Raw genomic sequence first — 21,891 nt, forward strand, 5'->3', positions numbered from 1 at the left:
CTTAGTCCGCGCAGGCGGACTTTGTTTGTGTAGCCGTGAATTCCATTCGCCAGGGCTTAAGTTGAAACCATTAAGCTTTTGCTTTACCCCTACACATCTGGTTTCTTTGTCATTAGACATCTGGTGAAAATTAAATATGCGTGACATGAAACCCCTGTAGAGACGTTCCATGGAACGTCTCTACAATCTTTACCGGAGATGTCTATTAGCCATAACCCAACATTATCAAGGATCTTGTTGGGTTTCGCTGTCGCTCAACCCAACCTACATTTCCTTAACCGACAAGCACCCCTACTAAGTAACTAAAACATTGCGGGAAAAACCATTTTGTTGAGCTAAGTTTTCGGCAATTAGCTGGCGATAAACTGCTTCATAACCATCAGTCATGTGCTGAACACTAAAATTTTTGTCCACATATTCACGACAAGCGTAACGATCTAAGTTACTTATTTTGTCAAGAGAATGAATACATTCTGCCACATTATTACAAAGGAAACCTGTTTCACCATCAACAATCACTTCTTCTGCTGAACCCATTCGCATGGCAATTACAGGTGTACCTGATGCCATTGATTCTACCATGACTAATCCAAAGGGTTCTCGCCAAGTAATGGGGAATAAAGTTGCATAAGCACCCCCCATAAGGGCATTTTTTTGTAGATGATTGGCTTCACCTAAATATTCAATTTGTTTACCATCAATATGTGGTTTAATTTTTTGGTCAAAATATTCCAAGTCTACTAAATCTACCTTACCTGCTATTTTTAACTTCCGACCAGTTTTTTTAGCAATTTCAATTGCTAAATGTGGTCCTTTTTCTGGGGACATTCTCCCTAAAAAAGCTAAATAAGATGGTTCATTTGGTTGGGGATAAAATTCATAACTACTAACATCAATGCCATTATAAACAGTGTCTACGTAGTTTAATCCTAGCCGGGGTTCTTTTTGAGAATTAGAAATACTAATATAAGGCTGTTTTTTGCCATATTTAAAGATTTTTTCATTATCGGGAGTAAAAATTCCATGTAAAGTGTGAACTGTAGGAGTTTTGACTAAATTGGCATAAACTAGCGCTCCTAGTCCTACATGAGAATGGATGATATCAAAATTTTCTGCTTGTTCATAAACTGAAGCTAAGAGCAGCATTTCATAAATAGCTGGCTCTTTAATTGTAGGATCTAGCCTTAAAGCGCGGGGATGCACTGATACTAATTTGGCTAAACTTAAAGAATCTCCTGATGCAAATAATGTCACTTCATGTCCTCGACGGACTAATTCATCAGTTAATAACCCCACTACTAATTCTATGCCACCATAAGCTGGTGGGGGTACTCTCTCCCACTGTGGGGAAACCTGAGCAATTTTCATGTCAATCTCCTAAAATATCAGATTTCTATTTCTAGTTAGTTGATGAATAAATGAAATAACTAACGCAGAAATAGCTAAAAAGATCAAAACCACCCTTCTTTATGATTACTACCAAATCTTATGTTTTATATTTGATATTTTTTGTCTATCTCAGGTAATGTAAATGCCTGATCCTTAAGAAATAAATTAGACAGAATATAATCATCATGGTTGTAATTTTTAACTTGACTGAGAACAAAAAAATCAGTATAGTATGACACGATAACCAAATATTTGCATTGATTAAGTAGCATGAATATATACAAAAAAATAAATAAACCGCGTATTTCATGGCAGGTGGTTTTTGCACTGATCATATTTGTGTTTATGTACCTACCTATCCTGGTACTGGCTTTTTATAGTTTTAATCAGTCACCATACAGTGCTACATGGCAAGGTTTTACCCTGGAATGGTACGGAAAATTGTTGAATGACGACCGGATTTTATCGGGGTTATATAATAGTTTGGTGGTGGCTTTTTGTGCTGTGGGAGTTTCCGCCGTTATGGGAACATTAATGGCTGTGGGGTTGGCACGCTATGACTTTCCTGGTAAGAAATTATATCAGGCAATTGCTTATTTACCGTTATTAATTCCTGATATTGCGATCGCAGTTTCTACCCTAGTATGTTTAGCAGCCTTTGCTATTCCTTTGAGTATATGGACTATTATTGCTGCCCATATCGTATTTTGTCTATCCTATGTTGGTTTGGTAGTGTCTGCGCGGATGAATAATATTAATCCCCATTTGGAAGAAGCAGCTTTAGATTTAGGTGCAACACCAACACAAGCCTTTATTTTAGTTTTATTACCTCAATTAATGCCAGGAATTATTTCTGGGTGTTTATTGGCTTTTGTGTTGAGTTTGGATGATTTTTTAATTGCTAGTTTTACTGCGGGAAGTGGTACTAATACTTTACCAATGGAAATCTTTAGCCGGATTAGAACGGGAGTCAAACCGGATATTAATGCTTTAAGTGTGATGTTAATTTCTACGACTGCGATTGTGGCTTTGATAGGGGAATTGATTAGAACTGCGGGGGAAAGGAGAGAATAGGAAGTAGGATGAATTATTTGGATAATAAGGATTCTAAACTTATCTTTATTACCTCGTCTTGCTGACAAAAACATTTAATATTAATTTTATCTTGATCTTTTAAAATTGTTTGACAAGTGAATAGACGTGATTTACCAGGAGTCTGCAAAATGTCATACATTTGCGAATATAATTTTTCGTTATTTTTTTCCGTAAATTTACTTTTATCAGAAAAATTTTGATAAAATAGAATTCCTTTAAAATCTATATATATTTCTGATTCGTGATAATTTTGAATTGAATTTAAGTGATTATTCAGAACAAGTAACATATATATTCTTGACATTGCACATTGAAATTTTTCTCCAATTTTCCCTAAGTCCTTATTAGATATACTAGATTTTAATTCAATTAAAATAATATTTAATTTATAACTACTTTCATATTTTTGTAAAACCAAAATAGCACATTCTGGAGTTTTGTCTTTAGTTGAGATACCGAATATTTCTTTTTCTAAGTTGATTTTCCAGATTCTGTCTACTTTTGATTTATCATCAGAATAATTTAATTCTTCAATAGATACCTTTTTAAGTTTTGCATCAGAATTTTTTTCTTCAACTTCGATTTGATCATTAGTAACCTCTTCAATAAATTGTGTTTCAGCTAATTTTCTATGTAATTCATCCCTCAGAGAAGGAACACTTAGCTTTTTAGGATTATTTAAATAATATTTATTACTTTTACTCATCTTCAACCTCATCTTCTTGAAGATAAATATAATCAGTCAGAATGCGAAGTGAGTTATCTAAATTGTTTTCAACCTCTCGAAAGTTCATAAAATAGATGCCATAATCACTGCTTTCATAATCAATTATCCTATCACCTGTGAAGAAATAAACACCTACCTTTTCTTTTGATATAGAAATAGATGAATCAACATATTTTAATTTATTTTCTTCTATAATTTTTTTGACATTAACTCCATGTTGATTTTTAAGAACATCCAGATAGATACAATTATTAATAGCATTAGCTAACATAGAACTATGGGTTGTTATTAATACTTTATTTCCTGTTTGACTTTGAATAAACTGTATTAATATATTGATTAACTTAATTTGATTTTCAGGATGTAAGTTTACTTCTGGTTCATCTATCATTAAAAAATTATTCTTTTCTAATGCCCAATATTTTAAATATAAATAAAGAAGTGTTAATTGATTAACAGAAGAAGAAGCTAAATACATGGGCAAAGGTTCATCAACAGAATCAATTTTAAAATAAAATTCTATCAGACCAATTCCCTCTACACTAATAAGTTTTATCTCACCTCCAATAATCTTCTGTAATTGTTGGACAAGATTGATATAATTTCCTTCAATATTTTCTTCAAGATTCAGAGAGAAAAGTTTTTCAAAAACCTTATTCATGGGTTCTGTATATTTTCTTTTAAAAACATCTAACTCTTGAAGATCAGATGATTGAATATTAGACCTATTGCGGCGATTTTCTAGTAAATCTACAAGTTTTTTAATATCTTGTTCCCGTCTTTTTCTATCAACCTCATAAATATAACGATAGAATGTAGAAAAGAAAATTCTACTAGCTGGTAAGAAAAAAGTCTCATGTTCATATTTCAACATTGTTCTAATTATTGTTGCAATTAGAAGAAACTTTTTTTCATCTAGTAAATCCCTGTCTAAAGATTTTTTAGGAATTATTTCTTTAATACTCTCTGGTAATTGTTTCTCTATAAATTTATATATTAAATCTCCTTGATCTTTTTTAAATTCTATATATTCTAATCTATTGTCATCAGCATCTTTTATTCTGACAGTTCCTTCAATTTCTCCTTCTCTTAATTCAGATATTTCATAGTCAAAAGCAATAACAATATTATTGAGTATTTGGGAATTTTTGCCTGTATTAAATATCTCTTTTTTTGTTTCTTCCTGCAAAAATGAACTATATCTATTCAAAATTACTGCCAATAATTCAGGATTAACTTCGATATTATTTATATTTTCAACAATTTGATTATCAATTATTTCTACATTTGTACGTGCAAATTTATGAATTATATCTTCATTAAAAATCGCCCATAATAATTGAGCAACATAGCTTTTACCACTGTTATTTTGTCCAACAAAAATAAAGAAATCCTTGGCTAAATCAATGGCTTGAGTATTGTTTTTAATCGGACCTAAATTTTTGATGATCAATTTCATATAAATTAACCTCTAAACTATTTATAGTTTGTATAAATAAGGACAAAAGAGTTAAGTTCACACAATACTCTCCTTGACATTATACTAAACTAAAGCTTATCACTCTACTACTTTGTCTAAATATACAAGGTTGGATATTAACCACCAAAATATTTTACACCTTGAACTTAACCGTTATCCGCTTCATGGCTTCTTTGACATCTTCTAAAGGCATAAATTTGGAAATAACCTGCACCCACAGAGTAAAATCTGATTAATATGTCTTGCTTGAAAAATCTCATATACTGTATTTGTGCTAGTGTAACTTTTAATTACTCCCTGTTTTTCGCTTTCTCAAATGAACACTATACCCGAATCCATCCCCAATTGGGAAGAAGAATTGGATAATGCCATTTTTACCTTTGACGATATTCAAGCCGAACTTAACTACAAACAAGCCAAAAACGCACTCCGAAACTTAGTTAATAATCTTGATCTTTCCCCTGTGGAAAAATCAGGGTTAGAAGCAGAAATTCATGATTTAGAAACCATGCTAGATAAACTAGAAAGCATGGTAGTCCAAATTGCTGCTTTTGGGATGGTAGGACGGGGTAAATCCTCCCTTCTCAATGCTTTAGTCGGTCAAGAAGTCTTTGTTACTGGACCTCTACATGGTGTTACTCGTGATGCACAAACAGTAAATTGGAGTATTAGTCAAGAAGCTTTAGGGATTTTAAAAGCCACATTACCCAGCAATGGTCAATCCCAAGTTGAATTAATTGATACTCCTGGATTAGATGAAGTAGACGGTGAAACTCGCGCAGCTTTAGCTGAACAAATTGCCAAGCAAGTAGACTTAATTTTATTTGTAATTTCGGGAGATATGACGAAGATTGAACAAATAGCATTATCGCAATTACGAGAAGTAGGTAAACCGATTATTTTAGTCTTTAATAAAGTTGATCAATATCCCGAAACTGACAGAATTACAATTTATGAAAAAATTCGAGATGATAGAGTGCGGGAATTACTTTCACCAGCAGAAATCGTCATGTCCGCAGCTTCACCATTAGTCAGAATGGCGGTACAAAATCCTGATGGGACTAGAGGTATAAAACTCCAAAAAGGACAATCACAAGTTGACGAATTAAAATTGAAAATATTGGAAATTCTGCACCATGAAGGTAAGGCATTAGTAGCTTTAAATACTATGCTTTATGCTGATGATGTTAATCAGCAATTGGTACAACGTAAACTGATAATTAGAGAAGAAAATGCGAATCAGTTAATTTGGAAAGCAGTAATTACTAAAGCATTGGCGATCGCACTCAATCCTGTTACAGTAGTGGATATACTCAGTGCTGTAATTATAGATATCTCCTTAATTTTAGGCTTATCCAAGCTTTACGGTATCCCCATGACAGAAACCGGTGCAGTGAAATTACTCCAAAAAATCGCCCTGAGTATGGGTGGTATCGGTGCTAGTGAACTATTAGCAAATTTGGGTTTAAGTAGTTTAAAAACCCTACTGGGTATCTCTGCAACAGCAACCGCCGGCATGACAATTGGACCCTATTTATCCATAGCTATAACCCAAGCAGGAGTAGCTGGAGTATCTTCATACAGTATCGGTCAAGTTACCAAAGCCTATTTAGCCAATGGTGCAACCTGGGGACCAGATGGACCAAAAGCAGTAGTTAGTCAAATTCTATCAACTTTAAATGAAACTTCAATTTTGAACCGAATTAAAGATGAATTGCTGATTAAAGTTAGACTGAGGAAAAAAGTATGAAAGTCAGGAAGTAGGGGCGCGAGGCTTGCGCCCAGATAGCGTAACGCACCATCTTGAATTATACTCTAGACTTAGGGCATAAAATCTGCATTGAGAACCTGAACTAAAGAAAAAGATGGTTCTTCAGGGAATAAAGTTGGGGGAAGTTGATATTTATTTATTGTATCATTTCTAGCATCTGTATAACAATCTAGAAATACATCATCTAAAATACCTTTTAAACTAGGACTATCTGCTAGAGTATAGGCTATTTGTCGTCTTTGTTCAACGACAGTATTACGCCAGCCCCTAGCATTGTAATCTTTTTCCTCTGTCCAATATTGTAGTTTTAATAAATGTTCAATTAGGACAACTAGGCGAGTTTTTAGTTCTTTCTTTTCCCTCCTTCCCATACTATCAATTTCTTCAATCAAATTCTCAATATCTAATTGTTCTAATTTTCTTTCTCTCAAAAGTGTAAGTGTAGTTTGTATCCACAGATAAAAATCTTGTTCATATAATGTTTTATTAGTATCAATGGTCAGCATAACAACATCTCCTGACTCGATAGACTCCTAAGAAAATTATACAACTAACTAATTCAACTTAGCAAGTAATTGACGAATTACATCTCCATCCCTAGCATCAGGAACTTTGATTAAATAAATCTGTAAGTCTTCCGCAGCTTGAGAAAACTGCCCAAGTTGATAATACAATAAACCCCGATCTCTTAATTCAAAACTTGCTTCTGGAAACAACAGCAAAATCCGTTCTACAGTTCTTAAACTCCTTTCTAGATCCTGCTTTTGAAGATAAATATATTTTAAATTAGTCAACATTCGCGTTAAAAATTGCCGATTACTCACAACCGCTAAAAATTCAGGTTTGAGTGTCACTTCTTGCTGATAAATTTGTGAAAGTCTTTCTTGACAGTCTTGGGCAAACATCACCTCACCACCATTAAAAGCATCCACAAAAATCCCTATATCTTCCACGTCTGGACGAATCAAAAAATGTCCCGGCATTCCTACCCCAACCATCGGAAAATCAATCCGTTTGGCTACCTCCATATAAACCAGTGCCAAAGTAATCGGAATACCCGTTTTCCGTTCAATGACATCATTTAAAAAACTATTGCGGGGGTCATAATAATCAAGCTTATTACCATCAAATCCCAATTCTTCGTATAAATATTGATTAATACTTTGAATAACCCGTAGAGGATAGCGAAAAGAAGGCAAACGTTCCTCTAACTCCATTGCCATTGTATCAATAGCATTTAAATACTCTTCAGTATCAATATCTGGATATTCTTCCTGGGCAATATATAAGGCTGCCTTTGCGAGATTGATATCCTCATCAGGTTGTTGAATCTCTTGGTAAAAATACTGTCGTGCTGACGAGAAAGTCATAAGTAATAAAGATGAAGCGACTGGAGGAGAGTACAGAGTTTTTTGTACCTACTCTTATTTTAGAGCATTCTGGCGATTTATTTCTCGTCTTCTCGTTCCCAGTCTCCAGACTGGGAATGCTATCTTAGAGGTTCTACCTCCTTAGAGAAAACAAGAGAAAAGAGAGTTGTGATAGTATAATCAATATAGATTTATAATTGTGGCATTTTTATTCAAATTCTCAAAGTATGAAACTACCTGACTTAGATACTGAAACCATAGATCGGATCATTGAAATGGCTTGGGAAGATCGGACACCATTTGATGTGATAGAAAAACAATTTGGACTTTTGGAAAAACAGGTAATTGCTCTGATGAGAAGGGAAATGAAATTATCTAGTTTTCAAATGTGGAGAGAAAGAGTTACCAAACGTAAAACCAAACATTTAGAAAAAAGAGAATTTATTGCCGGGAGATTCAAATCCCAAAATCAAAAGACTTAAATTCACATAAAATATAAAATTATCTATGATTGGAATTTGGATATTAGGCGATCAACTTTCCCTACAACAATCAGCCTTAAAAAGCTGTAATCATCAAATAAATACACCTGTAATTTTCATCGAATCATTACAGCATATTCAAATCAGACCATATCATCGCCAAAAATTAGTGTTAATTTGGTCAGCAATGCGCCACTTTGCAGCAGAATTAGCACAACTAAACTATGCAGTCACATACAAAGTAGCCACAGATTTTCAAACATCACTCCAAGCATGGGTTCAAGTTAATCAAATTACCGAATTGCGGGTAATGACACCCAATGATCAACCATTCATCCAAATAATTCAAAATTTACAATTACCTTGTCCAATCACCTTAATTCCTAATAATCAATTTTTATGGAGTACAGAAGAATTCACTGATTGGGCGAAAAGTCGCAAACGCCTATTAATGGAAGATTTTTATCGAGAAGGAAGACGAAGTTTTCAAATTTTAATGGAGGACAAACAACCAATTGGAGGACAGTGGAATTTAGATAAAGAAAATCGTCAACCACCTAAAGGTAAATTACATCCACCCCCAGCCCAATGGTTTACACCAGACGCAATTACTCTCGATGTTATAGACAAAGTTAACTCTCTTTCTCATTTAACTTATGGAGAAATAGAACCCTTTGATTGGGGAGTAAATCGTCAACAAGCACTTCAAGTATTAGACTGGTTTATTCAACATCGTTTATCAGATTTCGGTACTTACCAAGATGCGATGATTACCGGAGAACAGACAATGTGGCACGCATTAATTTCTCCTTATTTGAATATTGGCTTACTCCAACCATTGGAAGTAATTCAAGCCGCTGAAGCAGCATATAAACAACACCAACTACCTTTAAATAGTGTGGAAGGTTTTATTCGTCAAGTATTGGGTTGGCGAGAATATATGTATGGCATCTATCATTTTGTAGATCCAGAATATGCCGAAAAGAATTGGTTTGGTCACACCCAATCATTACCCGAATTTTTCTGGACAGGTGAAACAAACATGAATTGTTTACACCAAACTATCACCCAGATCAAAAGTACAGGTTACGCTCATCATATCCAGCGGTTAATGGTATTGAGTAACTTTGCTTTAATTGCGGGAATTTCACCCCAAGCTGTAGAAAATTGGTTTCATGCAGTATTTATTGATGCTTATGATTGGGTGATGCAAACTAATGTTATTGGTATGGGTTTATTCGCAGACGGAGGAGTATTAGCATCTAAACCCTATGCTGCTTCTGCTAACTATATAAATAAGATGAGTGACTATTGTAAAAGCTGTGTTTATAATCACAAAGAACGGATAGGTGAAAATGCCTGTCCATTCAATTTTTTCTATTGGGATTTTCTGAACAGACACAGAGAGAAACTCCAAACTCAAGGACGAATGGGCTTAATTTTAAAACATCTAGATAAAATGTCTTCAGAAGAATTGCAGTCTATCCACCAACAGGCTGAAAACTGGTGGAGTCTTCGTCAGAATTAATTATTTTTGTGCATACAGAGTCAGTTTCTAAGCTGGGGAAGTGAACTACCCACACTGACCTGACGGTACAGTGTCGGCTTCCTGTCCAACAGAAAGCACAGTAGTAGACTTCTTGCGTCCTCTATTACTGCGACTTATTTCTGGGCGACAGGCTTCTTGATGAAGTTGTTCATGGGGGAAACCCCCAAGACCACACTTCATCGCTTTATCCCCCGTTCCAGAGGTCAAAATTCGTAGTCCCTCATCTCTGAGGATTAAAGTCAGTGAAGGAGTTGCCCCCTCCACTGCTCTCCAAAACGGAACGTGATAGTTTCCCATCATTCCGCTCCTCAGTAAAACGGCTGTTGTCATCAGAACGTCATTGCCAACATATCGTTTTCCCCGTAAATAACGGGTTCTACAGGTGGCTTAGGTTTAGCATTATTAATGTGCTAATTTGTTACCGAGACTACCATCAAGGGCAGTCTTTTTATCATGGCAATGTCGGTGGAGTAGTTGCCAATTATCGTATGTGTCCCGTCCACCAAGGGATGTAGGAACAAGATGGTCAACTTCAATCGAATCTCCATCAGTGAAGTAGTTACCGCAGAGAGCGCATTTCCCTTTTTGCCTTTTGAGTAGTTTTGCTACTTTCGTAGACACTTCAGGATGTGTACCCATTCTTGAACTCCAATAAATCCAGTCACCGTCATAGGGAGATGCTATCCCTTTGACTTTTACATAGCGTTTTATTTCAGTGGAACTATGCTGTATAAGCATTAGAGGATTTTTGTCCTCCCTGGTTGCGAATGTCCAGTTATTGCCTTCTACGGTTTTGAAGTATTTAAGGCGTATCCACCTTCTACCTTTATTTCGATGACGATGACGACCCCATTTAAGAAGCTTCCAGACAACTAAATGTGATAGCCTTTCAAAAATTTTCTGGCTAACGACGGTGGAGAAGTAATTGCACCAACCCCGTATAATAGGATTGAGTTTCATAATCAACGTCGCTTGGTCTAATCCGCGCGATTTATCTATTACTTCAGCCACTTTTTTATAGTGCCTTTTCTGGCTTTCTTTACTGGGAGTGATAATAGTCTTAAAACCTAATAAGCCACCTCTGCTTTTACTCCCTGAATTGTATTTTCCGACTGGAAATTGTCTAATGTTGAATCCTAGAAAATTAAATCCAGGCTCTTCATCTTCTAGTTTGTTCAGGGTATGGGCTAATCTTGTTTTACTCGGTTTTAGTTCTAACCCGATGTCACTTAACCACTTCTCTATCTCTGTTTTACACATTTTTATGACTTCTAGGTTCTCGTGAACTATTACAAAGTCATCTGCGTATCTGATTAATGAAATTGATTTCAGTTTATCTCTAACACTCAATTGAGTATTATCGGGTCGCTTCATATCAAATTTTGGAGCTAATCCTATAATCAGTTCTTCCATTCCATGTAGGGCAACATTAGCAAGTAGAGGTGAAATTACCCCGCCTTGTGGTGTGCCTTCATCAGTTGGGAACAGATTCTTCCCATCCATAACACCAGCTTTTAACCAAGCTCGAATTTGTCTTCGTAGGGTTGGGTAGGTATTTAATTTCTTGAGAAGTACATCGTGATTAATGCGGTCAAAGCATTTGCTGATATCGGCATCCAAAACAAATTTGGATTTTGAACGAATTGCATTAAATATTGCTCTAACCGCATCGTGACATGAGCGCCCAGGTCTGAACCCGTATGAGTTAGGTTCAAATCGCGCTTCCCATTCTGGTTCTAATGCCATTTTGACAAGTGCTTGCAAGGCTCGATCATTCATTGTCGGTATTCCTAAAGGTCTTTTTTCCTCTGTTCCTGGTTTGGGTATCCAAACTCGGCGAGTAGGTTTGACCTTTGAACCCATTTTAATTTCATTCATCAAAGTCAAACGTTGCTTTGGGGTCAGTGATTTAACTCCGTCCACACCAGCCGTTTTCTTACCTTGATTATCCTGGGTTACTCGACGAACCGATAATGCTCTTGCTGAACGTGAACTTATCACTCCCGGTTCGCCCATTTTTTAGGGAGTTAGGAAAAATGTGCAGATAAAAGTATAATCAGAGACAGGTTATACAAAATAAGCTAAGTAAGTATATGTTCGACGTTATGGCAACTGAATCCATAATTACAAACGAACGAGTAGATGACATACCCGTACTACTCACACAGATAGAACGGATGGGTGTACAAAAGCTAATAGATAAAAACTTCCCCACCCATGGAAATTGGCGAGGACAAAGCTTGGGGAATGTAGCAGTGATCTGGTTAACACATATCTTATCGCAAGCAGACCACCGTTTAAATCAAGTTCAAGCCTGGGCTGGTAAACGGTTAGAAACATTGAAAAAATTGATTGGTGAAAGCTTAAACGAACTTGACCTAACCGATGACCGATTAGAAGCAGTATTGCGTTACCTTAACTGTGACGAGAACTGGTATGCGTTTGAGGAAGAACTGGGAAGTAATTTGTTGCAAGTGTATGATATCAAACCAGAACGGGTAAGACTGGATAGTACAACAGCTTCAAGTTATTGCGGGGTGAATACTGAAGGGCTATTTCAATGGGGTCATAGCAAAGACCATCGTCCAGATTTGGCACAAGTCAAAATCATGCTATCAACATTAGACCCATTAGGAATGCCAATAGCAACAGAAATATTATCGGGAGAAAAAGCAGATGACCCTTTATATATCCCCGCAATTGAGAGAGTCCGTTCGACGCTAAAACAGCCAGGATTACTGTATATTGGGGACTGTAAAATGGCATCAATGGGGACAAGAATCCATATTGTATCAGGGGGAGATTTTTATCTATGTCCTTTAAATGCCAAGCAAACACCGACAGAAAAATTAAGAGAATATCTGCAACCAGTTTGGGATGAAAAACAAGAATTGACAACTATCAATTATGATTATGCAGATGGAAAAACGAGAGAGATTGCTGAAGGATTTGAACTAAAATTGCTCCAAAAAGAAAAGATTAACGAGCAAGAAATATCTTGGGAAGAGCGACAATTAGTAGTCCGTTCTTATGCCATTGCCCAGACAGAGGAAAAATATCTACGTGAACGCATACAGAAAACCGTTCATGCTCTTGAACAACTAAAAATCCCCAAACGCGGCAAGAAAAAGCTGACATCATTTCCAGAGTGGGAGTTATCTGTAGCTGAGATTCTCAAGCGTTATCGGACTGGGGGATTATTTGAAATTGATATTCAAACTCAGCGAGTTGAAAAAGTTAAAAGACAATATGGCGAACGTCAATCTCAAATAATAGAAGAAGTTTCCTTTAATTTAGATTTTAAAATTAATGAAGACGCGGTAAAACAACAAGTTCAACTGTTAGGCTGGCGAGTTTATGTCACTAATGAAACTGAAGCTAACCTGAGTTTGAAACAAGCAGTTCGTGCTTATAGAGATGAGTATTTGACAGAACGAGGATTTGCTCGACTTAAAGGCTTTCCTCTTTCTTTAACTCCAATTTATTTACAACGTGAAGACCATATTACTGGTTTGATCCGACTACTTTCAATTGGTTTGCGAGTTTTGACTCTTTTAGAGTTTCAGGTTCGTCGCCATCTTGACAAAAATCAAGAAAAATTGGCTGGACTTTATGCTGGTAATCCTCAGCGTAAAACGGCACGTCCTACTGCTGAAATGCTTCTTGTTGCATTTAAAGAAATCACATTGATATTAATTGAGGTTAACAATGAAGTCTACACTCATTTAACTACTCTTTCCCCTTTACAGCAGCGTATTCTTGTTTTACTTGGGTTTCCCCCTACTATTTATACTCAGCTTAGTGGTCAATCTTTTACTCCTGAGTAGAATTCTTCTAACTCTCGCAAAAATGGGCGAACCGGGAGTTATCAACAACTTTTGAAGTTTACGAACTAACTTGACATCACCACGACTAGACGCTTGGTATATCCGCTTTTGCAACTTGAAAATGTTACGTTCTAGCTTTCGCCAGTTAATATCTTTCCATTCATACATCGGTTTTAACGCCGTGTTCATGACTTATTTATTGCTACTAGTAGCTATACTTTCCGTTTTACCGTGTGTCTGTGGGCATATCCTTACCATTACAGCAAGGCGTTAGCTTCTGACCCAATCTCTCTCACCTGTTACCTGGTTTTAATCCAGAGTTTTCGTCTTAGCTGACTACTCAAAGTATTCGACCTCTTTGAGAGTAATCAAGTGAGTTACTTCGTTCCTCATAACCTTTGTTTTGTTCTGTTAGGATGTCACCTTTTCACCGGGTTTTTGGGTAACGTAGGTATGCCGATTAAAATCCTCATACCACCCTTGTTTCTTTTTTTTCCCTATGCCCTTTTGGGACTACCAGCGCAGACAGCCTTATTTCGCTGGTTCGCGGTAACGATGATTCAAACAGTGACTTAGCATTTGTTATCCATAAGAACTTACTCACGGGATACCACTTTTAGGCTAGTAGCTCTTTCCGCTTTTATCCCCGCTTCACCGATTGATGGCTAGTCTCTACAATGGGGGATATGTTTTCACTCCTACGTCTGGAGGACAGGACTTGACGTTTTCTAGGGTACTAACGCTCACCTGTAAGGTTATGAAGTTGTCATCTACAAGGGATTAAAGTGCGAACTCAATCCTTGAGGATTACCCTGTAGAAGCCAGTCATCCCCCGATTGCTCGGTTTCGACTGAACGAATCGCACTTTATTGCTGCATTAATATCTCTATCATGTCTAGTCTGGCACTTTTCACAAGTCCAGAATCTTATATCAAGTGGCAAACTACCCACTTGATTAAGGCATACATGACAAGTTTTCGACGAAGGAAAGAATCTATCAACTTCTTGATAAATCTTCCCTTCGTTTTCTGCTTTGTATTTAAGCATGGTGCAAAACATCCCCCAGCCAACTTGTTGAATAGATTTGGCTAGGCAGTGATTTTGCATCATGCCTTTAACATGAAGATTTTCCACCACAATAACTTGGTTTTCGTTAACTATCCTACGAGATAGTTTATGGAGAAAATCTTCTCTACAATTAGTTATCTTTCTATGGACTCTAGCAACTTTCTTTCTAGTTTTATTGCGGTTATTAGAGCCTTTTTGTTTTCTGGATAATTGCTGTTGTTTTATTTTTAAGTTCTTCTCATGTTCTTTCTTTAGCTGAGGAATTATCTTTTTGACTTCGTATCCAGACAGTCCTTTACCCGTTTCTTTATCAGTAAACCAAAAAGTTTTTCCCAAAAAGCGATTCCTATAAAACACTGATGCTATCATCAAACAATCAGTAATATAAAATACTTTTTAATTCCCAGTGTTCTAACCAGTAGATATCATATAGATAACAATTACTTATGATTGGCTGGGTAATAATTTCTTGACGCTAACCGGATGGAATATAAATGCTTTCAACGACTTGATATTTCCTCTGTAGGGCTTGAGATAAAAAAGCTAACATCTGTTTGAGTGTGAAAAGTGTGCGATAAATTAATCGACTACCCTTCCTTTTACGGCTGATTTTGAGCCATAGTAGATTCACCCAGATATTAACTAGAAGAAAGGATATTCCAATGAATAGTAATCTCAAAACTGGATTTTTGTTATTCGTCTTAATTCGACAAATATTTTTCAGACGATAACTAGTTTCAATGCCAAATCTTTTTCGATAATCTTGATAGATATAATTTAAATTTGTTTTGACCTTATAAGCAAGATAAACAAAGTATTGAACTCCATGCTTTTTATGCTTTCCCTTTCTATATTTACAGACAATCCATAAATCAAATGTGACGAAATCATCTTTGTCTCTTGTAATGGTATAGGTAGTTTTATAACTTTTTTTACCCTTGAGAAATTGTTTGATTCCTCCTTTTTTTCCAGTCTTGATAGCAGGCATAAGAAAGGGGATATCTAATGCCTGTAACCATCTAATTACAGGAGTATTAAAAAATCCTCTATCCAAGTAGAGTTTTTTTACATTTATTTTGAGGGGTTCAAGTTCTGCTAATAAATAAGTAATTAAAGCCACACTAGTATCTAATTGGCGAACACCTCTTATTGCCAGAGTTACACGCTTATTATTACTAATAACGTATAAAGTGGCATAGGCGTAAAATGAATTAGTACCAGATTTAGCTTCACTTCGATATATGTAGGGTAATTCTGACGGTGTTGGTTTACCATAATAACAAATTAAATTTAAATCAATCGCTATTTTTAAACACCCCTTTTTTAATCCTAAAGGAATTCGACTTTTTAATGCTTGATTTATTTGCGCTTCTAATTCCTCAAAATTATTAATTTTATTGAGATGATATCTAATATCATTAGCTGTCGGAATATTTTTTAACAATTTAGCTGTGTTTTCAATACTGTCTCCAGTGCTGGCTGCTTTAACCAGAATCTCGAATAAAGTTTGTTGGTCACAGGCTCCTTGCGTTTCAATCGAAAAATTTTCTACTAAACACTGAATAACCTGCGTCTTGGGTTTCTGAGTCGGTTAAAACGAGTTCTTCTGTAGATTCGCCCTGCGTGGCTTTTGTTAGAGATGAAACAGTCAATTTTTTCAACCAATATGCTACACACTACATTCATCATTTCATATTTTGACCCAGTGCAAATTACTATAACTATTTCTTATGTATTTAGTATTTTATATCACATAAATGTCTATCGTATTTTGTTGTTGATGCCTGCTTCGTCTGTAGCAATAGCGTTAGCATTCCGTAAAAATCGCTCTTTGGGAAAAACTTTTTGGTTTACTGTTTATATGTTTCATTCATCAAATTCAAAAAATAGTTCCATAACCAACGACAACTGCCAAAAGCTTGTGCTAATGACTGCTGCTGCTGGGCATCTGGATATAATCTGATTTTGACAACTTTTAACATATTAGAGCGAAAGAAATTTACTATAAAACACTATAAAACACTATAACACAAGATTTGTGAATTGCCTCCATGTTTTTCTCCCTTGCTGTCGCTTTGGTTGAAACCCACATTCCGCACCCTGGGGTGTCACATAGTATTATCACTTGATTTTCTCTTGATTTCTGGATATAAATTATGCCTTGTCGGCATCATGTATCCGTTAATTCATTGAGATTCTGTATATAATACATCCTCATTTCATCATAAAAAACAGTAAAAACCGATTGTGACAGTTGAGGGTGCGGAAGATAGGTTGAAAAACTGTCGTTAATTCACGCGCCATTCATCCCACGCTGCCCTTCGGGTCAGTCGTGGGGCTTCTGTCGGTTAAGCTAAAACCGGATTTTAGGGGTTTTGAAGTGGGGAGACTGACGAAAAGAATTTGACCCCTCTCCAAACCTCTCCCCGCACTATGCCTTACCCATATCTTTCTTGACATTCTTGAAACCCTTATAATATGAGAGTTCAGCAGTGCTGAACCCCTACCGGGTTATTTATATTTGTTTGATATATCTTCCTTATCAACTCCATGATAACAAATATAAAATCCGTTGTCAATCCCCAATACTCTCTTTTTGCGGTTTTTTGTGGAAGTAATTTATTTTGCAGTTCCAGGATTTTCACAAAATCGGGGATCTCTTCTTAATAATGAATTTAAGGCAAAGGTGGAGTCGTTAAGTGCTAACCTAAAAGATGATATCGCTTGATCTGGGGTTTTAAACGAACCCACTTGTGAAAAACAGCTTCATTCATTTAGGCGCAGCATGGTCACCACCGCAGAAAAAACAAACATTGGTTACATTACCCAAGTAATTGGTCCGGTTGTAGACGTTAAATTCCCCGGCGGTAAATTACCCCAAATCTACAACGCTTTAACCATCACAGGTACAAATGAGGCTGGACAAAACATCAGCTTGACCGTTGAAGTACAGCAACTTCTAGGCGACAACCAAGTCCGCGCAGTTGCTATGAGTACCACCGACGGTTTAGTTCGTGGTTTAGAAGTAGTTGATACTGGATCTCCTATCAGCGTCCCCGTTGGTAAAGCCACCTTGGGACGGATTTTCAACGTTTTAGGCGAACCTGTAGATCAGCAAGGTCCCGTAAACGCCGAAGCATATCTACCTATTCACCGTGACGCTCCCAAATTCACAGATTTGGAAACCAAACCTTCTGTGTTTGAAACTGGGATTAAAGTTGTTGACTTGTTAACTCCCTACAAACGCGGTGGTAAAATCGGTCTGTTCGGCGGTGCTGGTGTTGGTAAAACCGTGATCATGATGGAGTTGATCAACAACATCGCTACCCAGCATGGTGGTGTGTCTGTATTTGCGGGTGTGGGTGAACGCACACGCGAAGGAAATGACCTCTACAACGAAATGATGGAATCTGGAGTTATCAACAAAGATAACCTCAACGAATCCAAAATTGCTCTAGTTTATGGTCAAATGAACGAGCCACCCGGAGCCAGAATGCGGGTTGGTTTGTCTGGTTTGACAATGGCTGAGTATTTCCGCGATGTCAACAAGCAAGACGTATTACTATTTGTTGATAACATTTTCCGGTTCGTCCAAGCTGGTTCTGAAGTATCCGCGCTCTTGGGTCGGATGCCTTCTGCGGTAGGATATCAGCCTACTTTGGGTACTGACGTGGGTGCTTTACAAGAACGGATTACCTCCACCACCGAAGGTTCTATTACTTCTATTCAAGCTGTATATGTACCTGCCGATGACTTGACCGACCCCGCACCTGCAACCACATTTGCTCACTTAGACGGTACAACAGTATTGTCTCGTGGTTTGGCTTCTAAAGGTATCTATCCTGCGGTTGATCCTTTGGGTTCTACTTCCACCATGTTGCAACCCAACATCGTTGGTAGTGATCACTACGATACTGCACGGGCTGTACAATCCACCCTGCAACGTTACAAAGAACTTCAAGACATCATCGCCATTTTGGGTTTAGATGAATTGTCTGAAGAAGATCGTTTAATTGTGGCAAGGGCGCGGAAAGTTGAACGGTTCTTGTCTCAGCCTTTCTTTGTAGCTGAAGTATTTACCGGTTCTCCTGGTAAGTATGTGAAGTTGGAAGACACCATTAAGGGATTCCAACAAATTCTTTCTGGTGAATTGGATGCTTTACCGGAGCAAGCTTTCTACTTGGTAGGCGATATTGCCGAAGCTAAAGCTAAAGCTGAAAAGCTCAAGGGTTAGTCATTAGTCATTAGTCAGTAGTCAGTGGTTTTTTATGCAACTGACAACTGACAACTGACAACTGACAAAAGGCAAATGACAAAGGACAACTGACAAATGACATTAACTGTTCGTGTAATTTCCCCAGACAAAACTGTTTGGGATGCTGAAGCTGACGAAGTAATTTTACCTAGCACTACTGGTCAGTTAGGTATTCTCAGTGGACACGCTCCCATGCTGACAGCCTTGGATACAGGCGTAATGCGTGTCCGAGCTAGTAAAAATGCTAGTTGGCAAGCGATCGCTCTTTTAGGCGGTTTTGCTGAAGTTGATCAAGATGAAGTCACAATTCTAGTCAATAGTGCTGAACGTGGCGACAAAATTAACCTTGAAGAAGCCCGCACTGCTTTTAATACAGCACAATCTGGCTTAAATCAAGTTAGCGCAGATGACCGAAAAGCACAATTCCAAGCAACACAGGCATTTAAACGCGCTCGCGCTCGTTTTCAAGCTGCTGGTGGTTTAGTGTAAATTGTATAGAGCATTTAAAACTAATGAGGGTGGACAAATAGCCCACCCTTATTTTATTGGTATTTTAATTTGATTAGCTTTATCTTCTTTTTAGATCCCCGACTTCTTAAAGAAGTCGGGGATCTGAGATTTTTCGTGTTTATCCTTCTATAATTTTTATCTCTTCTGCTGTTAGTTCTGGAGTTTAGACTAAAAACAGAAATATAAGTTAAAATTACTGAGAAACAATGAGTTAAAAAGACTACCGATTATAGAGAATAAAGAATTGGCGGAAAAAAAGCGGTCAGTGATGTAAAACTGACCGCAGATATTTTCATGCAATTAAATTGTGAGTCCAAAATATTCAATTTTGGATTGTTTTCTCTTGTTTATTTATTGTCAATAATCATTGCTAATTGAGAAAAGCCCGATATAATTAGTTTTCAGGATGATTATTTATATCGAACTCAGGTAAAATAATTAAATTAATAAAGCTGGTAGAGAAGTTACTTCATGTTTATCTAATTTTAAAGAAGGTTTTTTATCTTGCCAAGTATAAGCAATTAAACCAGCAATAATATTAACCATAAAATTATAAATACTGCGATGACGAGAATCAGTAAACCAAAAAGTTTTTCCCAAAGAGCGATTTTTACGGAATGCTAACGCTATTGCTACAGACGAAGCAGGCATCAACAACAAAATACGATAGACATTTATGTGATATAAAATACTAAATACATAAGAAATAGTTATAGTAATTTGCACTGGGTCAAAATATGAAATGATGAATGTAGTGTGTAGCATATTGGTTGAAAAAATTGACTGTTTCATCTCTAACAAAAGCCACGCAGGGCGAATCTACAGAAGAACTCGTTTTAACCGACTCAGAAACCCAAGACGCAGGTTATTCAGTGTTTAGTAGAAAATTTTTCGATTGAAACGCAAGGAGCCTGTGACCAACAAACTTTATTCGAGATTCTGGTTAAAGCAGCCAGCACTGGAGACAGTATTGAAAACACAGCTAAATTGTTAAAAAATATTCCGACAGCTAATGATATTAGATATCATCTCAATAAAATTAATAATTTTGAGGAATTAGAAGCGCAAATAAATCAAGCATTAAAAAGTCGAATTCCTTTAGGATTAAAAAAGGGGTGTTTAAAAATAGCGATTGATTTAAATTTAATTTGTTATTATGGTAAACCAACACCGTCAGAATTACCCTACATATATCGAAGTGAAGCTAAATCTGGTACTAATTCATTTTACGCCTATGCCACTTTATACGTTATTAGTAATAATAAGCGTGTAACTCTGGCAATAAGAGGTGTTCGCCAATTAGATACTAGTGTGGCTTTAATTACTTATTTATTAGCAGAACTTGAACCCCTCAAAATAAATGTAAAAAAACTCTACTTGGATAGAGGATTTTTTAATACTCCTGTAATTAGATGGTTACAGGCATTAGATATCCCCTTTCTTATGCCTGCTATCAAGACTGGAAAAAAAGGAGGAATCAAACAATTTCTCAAGGGTAAAAAAAGTTATAAAACTACCTATACCATTACAAGAGACAAAGATGATTTCGTCACATTTGATTTATGGATTGTCTGTAAATATAGAAAGGGAAAGCATAAAAAGCATGGAGTTCAATACTTTGTTTATCTTGCTTATAAGGTCAAAACAAATTTAAATTATATCTATCAAGATTATCGAAAAAGATTTGGCATTGAAACTAGTTATCGTCTGAAAAATATTTGTCGAATTAAGACGAATAACAAAAATCCAGTTTTGAGATTACTATTCATTGGAATATCCTTTCTTCTAGTTAATATCTGGGTGAATCTACTATGGCTCAAAATCAGCCGTAAAAGGAAGGGTAGTCGATTAATTTATCGCACACTTTTCACACTCAAACAGATGTTAGCTTTTTTATCTCAAGCCCTACAGAGGAAATATCAAGTCGTTGAAAGCATTTATATTCCATCCGGTTAGCGTCAAGAAATTATTACCCAGCCAATCATAAGATAACAAATTAAAGGCAGTAAAGCATCAGGCATTAATTCAACAAAGCGATTATAACTCACTAAAGATGGAAAATATCTGTGGTAGTTTGTTAAAATGCTTTTTTGATAATAGTCCTGAAAATTACGATAACTTGATTGGTGAAAATGAACAATAATAGTCATGACTTCACTTAAACATAAGCGACTTTTTCTTTTTCTTTTTTGTGACTGGCTCGAAATTAGTTCTGAGTTCAATTTTGCTTCAAAATCCAAACAGAAATCATCTATTGCACAAAATAATTGTTCTAATTCCATTGTCCATTTTTCCTTGCTCAAACAACTACTTTATTCTTAAATCTTTGGTACAATCTTGAGTATGATTAGTAATGTTATTTAATGGT

The 21,891-nt window shown here is 36.3% G+C and carries 19 protein-coding genes and 2 pseudogenes; 8 read left to right on the plus strand and 13 right to left on the minus strand.

Annotation, left to right across the window (positions count from 1 at the left end; translation table 11 throughout):
* Nucleotides 1–294: 294 nt before the first annotated feature.
* Nucleotides 295–1,368, minus strand: coding sequence for a glycosyltransferase family 4 protein (locus tag HEQ36_RS17980; protein ID WP_168636652.1), 1,074 nt, complete (start codon nt 1,366–1,368; stop codon nt 295–297).
* A 291-nt stretch (nt 1,369–1,659) separates the two neighbouring features.
* On the opposite strand from HEQ36_RS17980, the gene HEQ36_RS17985 reads away from it, so the two are divergent.
* Complete coding sequence (locus HEQ36_RS17985) at nt 1,660–2,463, plus strand: ABC transporter permease (RefSeq protein WP_325064623.1); 804 nt, start codon at nt 1,660–1,662, stop codon at nt 2,461–2,463.
* A gap of 13 nt (nt 2,464–2,476) precedes the next feature.
* Here HEQ36_RS17985 and HEQ36_RS17990 read toward each other — a convergent pair whose 3' ends face one another.
* A complete protein-coding gene (locus tag HEQ36_RS17990) occupies nt 2,477–3,190 on the minus strand; it encodes a hypothetical protein (RefSeq protein ID WP_168636654.1) in 714 nt (237 codons plus the stop codon).
* A complete protein-coding gene (locus HEQ36_RS17995) occupies nt 3,183–4,670 on the minus strand; it encodes an AAA family ATPase (protein ID WP_053539749.1) in 1,488 nt (495 codons plus the stop codon). The genes HEQ36_RS17990 and HEQ36_RS17995 overlap by 8 nt, the downstream gene beginning before the upstream one ends.
* Before the next feature lie 337 nt (nt 4,671–5,007).
* Between HEQ36_RS17995 and HEQ36_RS18000 the strand changes: the two genes are divergently transcribed.
* Nucleotides 5,008–6,441: a GTP-binding protein gene (locus HEQ36_RS18000; protein ID WP_168636655.1), complete on the plus strand. Its 1,434-nt coding sequence runs from the start codon at nt 5,008–5,010 to the stop codon at nt 6,439–6,441.
* Between the two features lie 71 nt (nt 6,442–6,512).
* On the opposite strand, the gene HEQ36_RS18005 is transcribed toward HEQ36_RS18000, so the two are convergent.
* Together HEQ36_RS18005 and HEQ36_RS18010 are read right to left on the minus strand one after the other, a co-directional pair.
* Nucleotides 6,513–6,968, minus strand: coding sequence for a DUF29 domain-containing protein (locus tag HEQ36_RS18005; protein ID WP_168636656.1), 456 nt, complete (start codon nt 6,966–6,968; stop codon nt 6,513–6,515).
* Nucleotides 6,969–7,016: 48 nt separating this feature from the next.
* On the minus strand, nt 7,017–7,832 hold the full coding sequence (locus HEQ36_RS18010; RefSeq protein ID WP_053539752.1) for a SirB1 family protein: 816 nt from the start codon (nt 7,830–7,832) through the stop codon (nt 7,017–7,019).
* Between the two features lie 227 nt (nt 7,833–8,059).
* Between HEQ36_RS18010 and HEQ36_RS18015 the strand changes: the two genes are divergently transcribed.
* Nucleotides 8,060–8,314, plus strand: coding sequence for a TIGR03643 family protein (locus HEQ36_RS18015; RefSeq protein WP_039200108.1), 255 nt, complete (start codon nt 8,060–8,062; stop codon nt 8,312–8,314).
* Between the two features lie 25 nt (nt 8,315–8,339).
* Nucleotides 8,340–9,842 carry a cryptochrome/photolyase family protein gene (locus HEQ36_RS18020; RefSeq protein WP_168636657.1) on the plus strand — a complete coding sequence of 501 codons (1,503 nt, stop codon included), beginning with the start codon at nt 8,340–8,342 and terminating at the stop codon, nt 9,840–9,842.
* 45 nt (nt 9,843–9,887) lie between these two features.
* Here the strand turns inward: HEQ36_RS18020 and HEQ36_RS18025 are convergent, their stop codons facing one another.
* Complete coding sequence (locus tag HEQ36_RS18025; protein WP_233455519.1) at nt 9,888–10,163, minus strand: hypothetical protein; 276 nt, start codon at nt 10,161–10,163, stop codon at nt 9,888–9,890.
* 102 nt (nt 10,164–10,265) lie between these two features.
* Complete coding sequence (gene ltrA, locus HEQ36_RS18030; RefSeq protein WP_168636478.1) at nt 10,266–11,879, minus strand: group II intron reverse transcriptase/maturase; 1,614 nt, start codon at nt 11,877–11,879, stop codon at nt 10,266–10,268.
* Nucleotides 11,880–11,968: 89 nt separating this feature from the next.
* Here ltrA and HEQ36_RS18035 point away from each other — a divergent pair, with 89 nt between their 5' ends.
* Entirely contained in the window at nt 11,969–13,690 is a 1,722-nt protein-coding gene (locus HEQ36_RS18035; protein ID WP_053538855.1) for an IS1634 family transposase, read from the plus strand.
* Here HEQ36_RS18035 and HEQ36_RS18040 read toward each other — a convergent pair.
* The 4 genes and pseudogenes from HEQ36_RS18040 to HEQ36_RS18055 form a co-directional block, all read right to left on the minus strand.
* On the minus strand, nt 13,628–13,879 hold the full coding sequence (locus tag HEQ36_RS18040) for a reverse transcriptase N-terminal domain-containing protein (RefSeq protein WP_367272413.1): 252 nt from the start codon (nt 13,877–13,879) through the stop codon (nt 13,628–13,630). The two genes, HEQ36_RS18035 and HEQ36_RS18040, sit on opposite strands and share 63 nt — an antisense overlap.
* Nucleotides 13,880–14,515: 636 nt before the next feature.
* A complete protein-coding gene (locus tag HEQ36_RS18045; RefSeq protein WP_290708189.1) occupies nt 14,516–15,094 on the minus strand; it encodes an RNA-guided endonuclease TnpB family protein in 579 nt (192 codons plus the stop codon).
* Between the two features lie 139 nt (nt 15,095–15,233).
* Nucleotides 15,234–16,322 carry an ISH3 family transposase gene (locus tag HEQ36_RS18050; RefSeq protein ID WP_325064634.1) on the minus strand — a complete coding sequence of 363 codons (1,089 nt, stop codon included), beginning with the start codon at nt 16,320–16,322 and terminating at the stop codon, nt 15,234–15,236.
* Between the two features lie 289 nt (nt 16,323–16,611).
* Nucleotides 16,612–16,740: pseudogene (locus HEQ36_RS18055) on the minus strand (helix-turn-helix domain-containing protein); the annotation flags it as partial.
* An 803-nt stretch (nt 16,741–17,543) separates the two neighbouring features.
* Between HEQ36_RS18055 and atpD the strand changes: the two are divergent.
* Together atpD and atpC are read left to right on the plus strand one after the other, a co-directional pair.
* Nucleotides 17,544–18,992, plus strand: a complete 1,449-nt coding sequence (gene atpD, locus HEQ36_RS18060; RefSeq protein ID WP_027404015.1) for a F0F1 ATP synthase subunit beta — start codon at nt 17,544–17,546, stop codon at nt 18,990–18,992.
* A gap of 96 nt (nt 18,993–19,088) precedes the next feature.
* Nucleotides 19,089–19,502 carry an ATP synthase F1 subunit epsilon gene (gene atpC, locus HEQ36_RS18065; RefSeq protein ID WP_039201817.1) on the plus strand — a complete coding sequence of 138 codons (414 nt, stop codon included), beginning with the start codon at nt 19,089–19,091 and terminating at the stop codon, nt 19,500–19,502.
* Between the two features lie 459 nt (nt 19,503–19,961).
* Here the strand turns inward: atpC and HEQ36_RS18070 are convergent.
* Nucleotides 19,962–20,096 (minus strand): annotated as a pseudogene (locus tag HEQ36_RS18070) (IS982 family transposase); the annotation flags it as partial.
* Nucleotides 20,097–20,492: 396 nt separating this feature from the next.
* Between HEQ36_RS18070 and HEQ36_RS18075 the strand changes: the two are divergent.
* Nucleotides 20,493–21,479 carry an ISH3 family transposase gene (locus HEQ36_RS18075; protein WP_290602942.1) on the plus strand — a complete coding sequence of 329 codons (987 nt, stop codon included), beginning with the start codon at nt 20,493–20,495 and terminating at the stop codon, nt 21,477–21,479.
* Between the two features lie 2 nt (nt 21,480–21,481).
* Here HEQ36_RS18075 and HEQ36_RS18080 read toward each other — a convergent pair whose 3' ends face one another.
* Complete coding sequence (locus HEQ36_RS18080; RefSeq protein ID WP_290708191.1) at nt 21,482–21,805, minus strand: hypothetical protein; 324 nt, start codon at nt 21,803–21,805, stop codon at nt 21,482–21,484.
* Nucleotides 21,806–21,891 lie beyond the last annotated feature (86 nt).

Source organism: Anabaena sp. 54 (genome assembly GCF_017355725.1).
Classification (GTDB): Bacteria; Cyanobacteriota; Cyanobacteriia; order Cyanobacteriales; family Nostocaceae; genus Dolichospermum; species Dolichospermum heterosporum.

Coding starts and splice junctions, on each gene's coding strand:
- HEQ36_RS17980 (WP_168636652.1), bottom strand. CDS start 1,368: ATGAAAATTGCTCAGGTTTCCCCACAGTGGGAGAGAGTACCCCCACCA.
- HEQ36_RS17985 (WP_325064623.1), top strand. CDS start 1,660: ATGAATATATACAAAAAAATAAATAAACCGCGTATTTCATGGCAGGTG.
- HEQ36_RS17990 (WP_168636654.1), bottom strand. CDS start 3,190: ATGAGTAAAAGTAATAAATATTATTTAAATAATCCTAAAAAGCTAAGT.
- HEQ36_RS17995 (WP_053539749.1), bottom strand. CDS start 4,670: ATGAAATTGATCATCAAAAATTTAGGTCCGATTAAAAACAATACTCAA.
- HEQ36_RS18000 (WP_168636655.1), top strand. CDS start 5,008: ATGAACACTATACCCGAATCCATCCCCAATTGGGAAGAAGAATTGGAT.
- HEQ36_RS18005 (WP_168636656.1), bottom strand. CDS start 6,968: ATGCTGACCATTGATACTAATAAAACATTATATGAACAAGATTTTTAT.
- HEQ36_RS18010 (WP_053539752.1), bottom strand. CDS start 7,832: ATGACTTTCTCGTCAGCACGACAGTATTTTTACCAAGAGATTCAACAA.
- HEQ36_RS18015 (WP_039200108.1), top strand. CDS start 8,060: ATGAAACTACCTGACTTAGATACTGAAACCATAGATCGGATCATTGAA.
- HEQ36_RS18020 (WP_168636657.1), top strand. CDS start 8,340: ATGATTGGAATTTGGATATTAGGCGATCAACTTTCCCTACAACAATCA.
- HEQ36_RS18025 (WP_233455519.1), bottom strand. CDS start 10,163: ATGATGGGAAACTATCACGTTCCGTTTTGGAGAGCAGTGGAGGGGGCA.
- ltrA (WP_168636478.1), bottom strand. CDS start 11,879: ATGGGCGAACCGGGAGTGATAAGTTCACGTTCAGCAAGAGCATTATCG.
- HEQ36_RS18035 (WP_053538855.1), top strand. CDS start 11,969: ATGGCAACTGAATCCATAATTACAAACGAACGAGTAGATGACATACCC.
- HEQ36_RS18040 (WP_367272413.1), bottom strand. CDS start 13,879: ATGAACACGGCGTTAAAACCGATGTATGAATGGAAAGATATTAACTGG.
- atpD (WP_027404015.1), top strand. CDS start 17,544: ATGGTCACCACCGCAGAAAAAACAAACATTGGTTACATTACCCAAGTA.
- atpC (WP_039201817.1), top strand. CDS start 19,089: ATGACATTAACTGTTCGTGTAATTTCCCCAGACAAAACTGTTTGGGAT.
- HEQ36_RS18080 (WP_290708191.1), bottom strand. CDS start 21,805: ATGGAATTAGAACAATTATTTTGTGCAATAGATGATTTCTGTTTGGAT.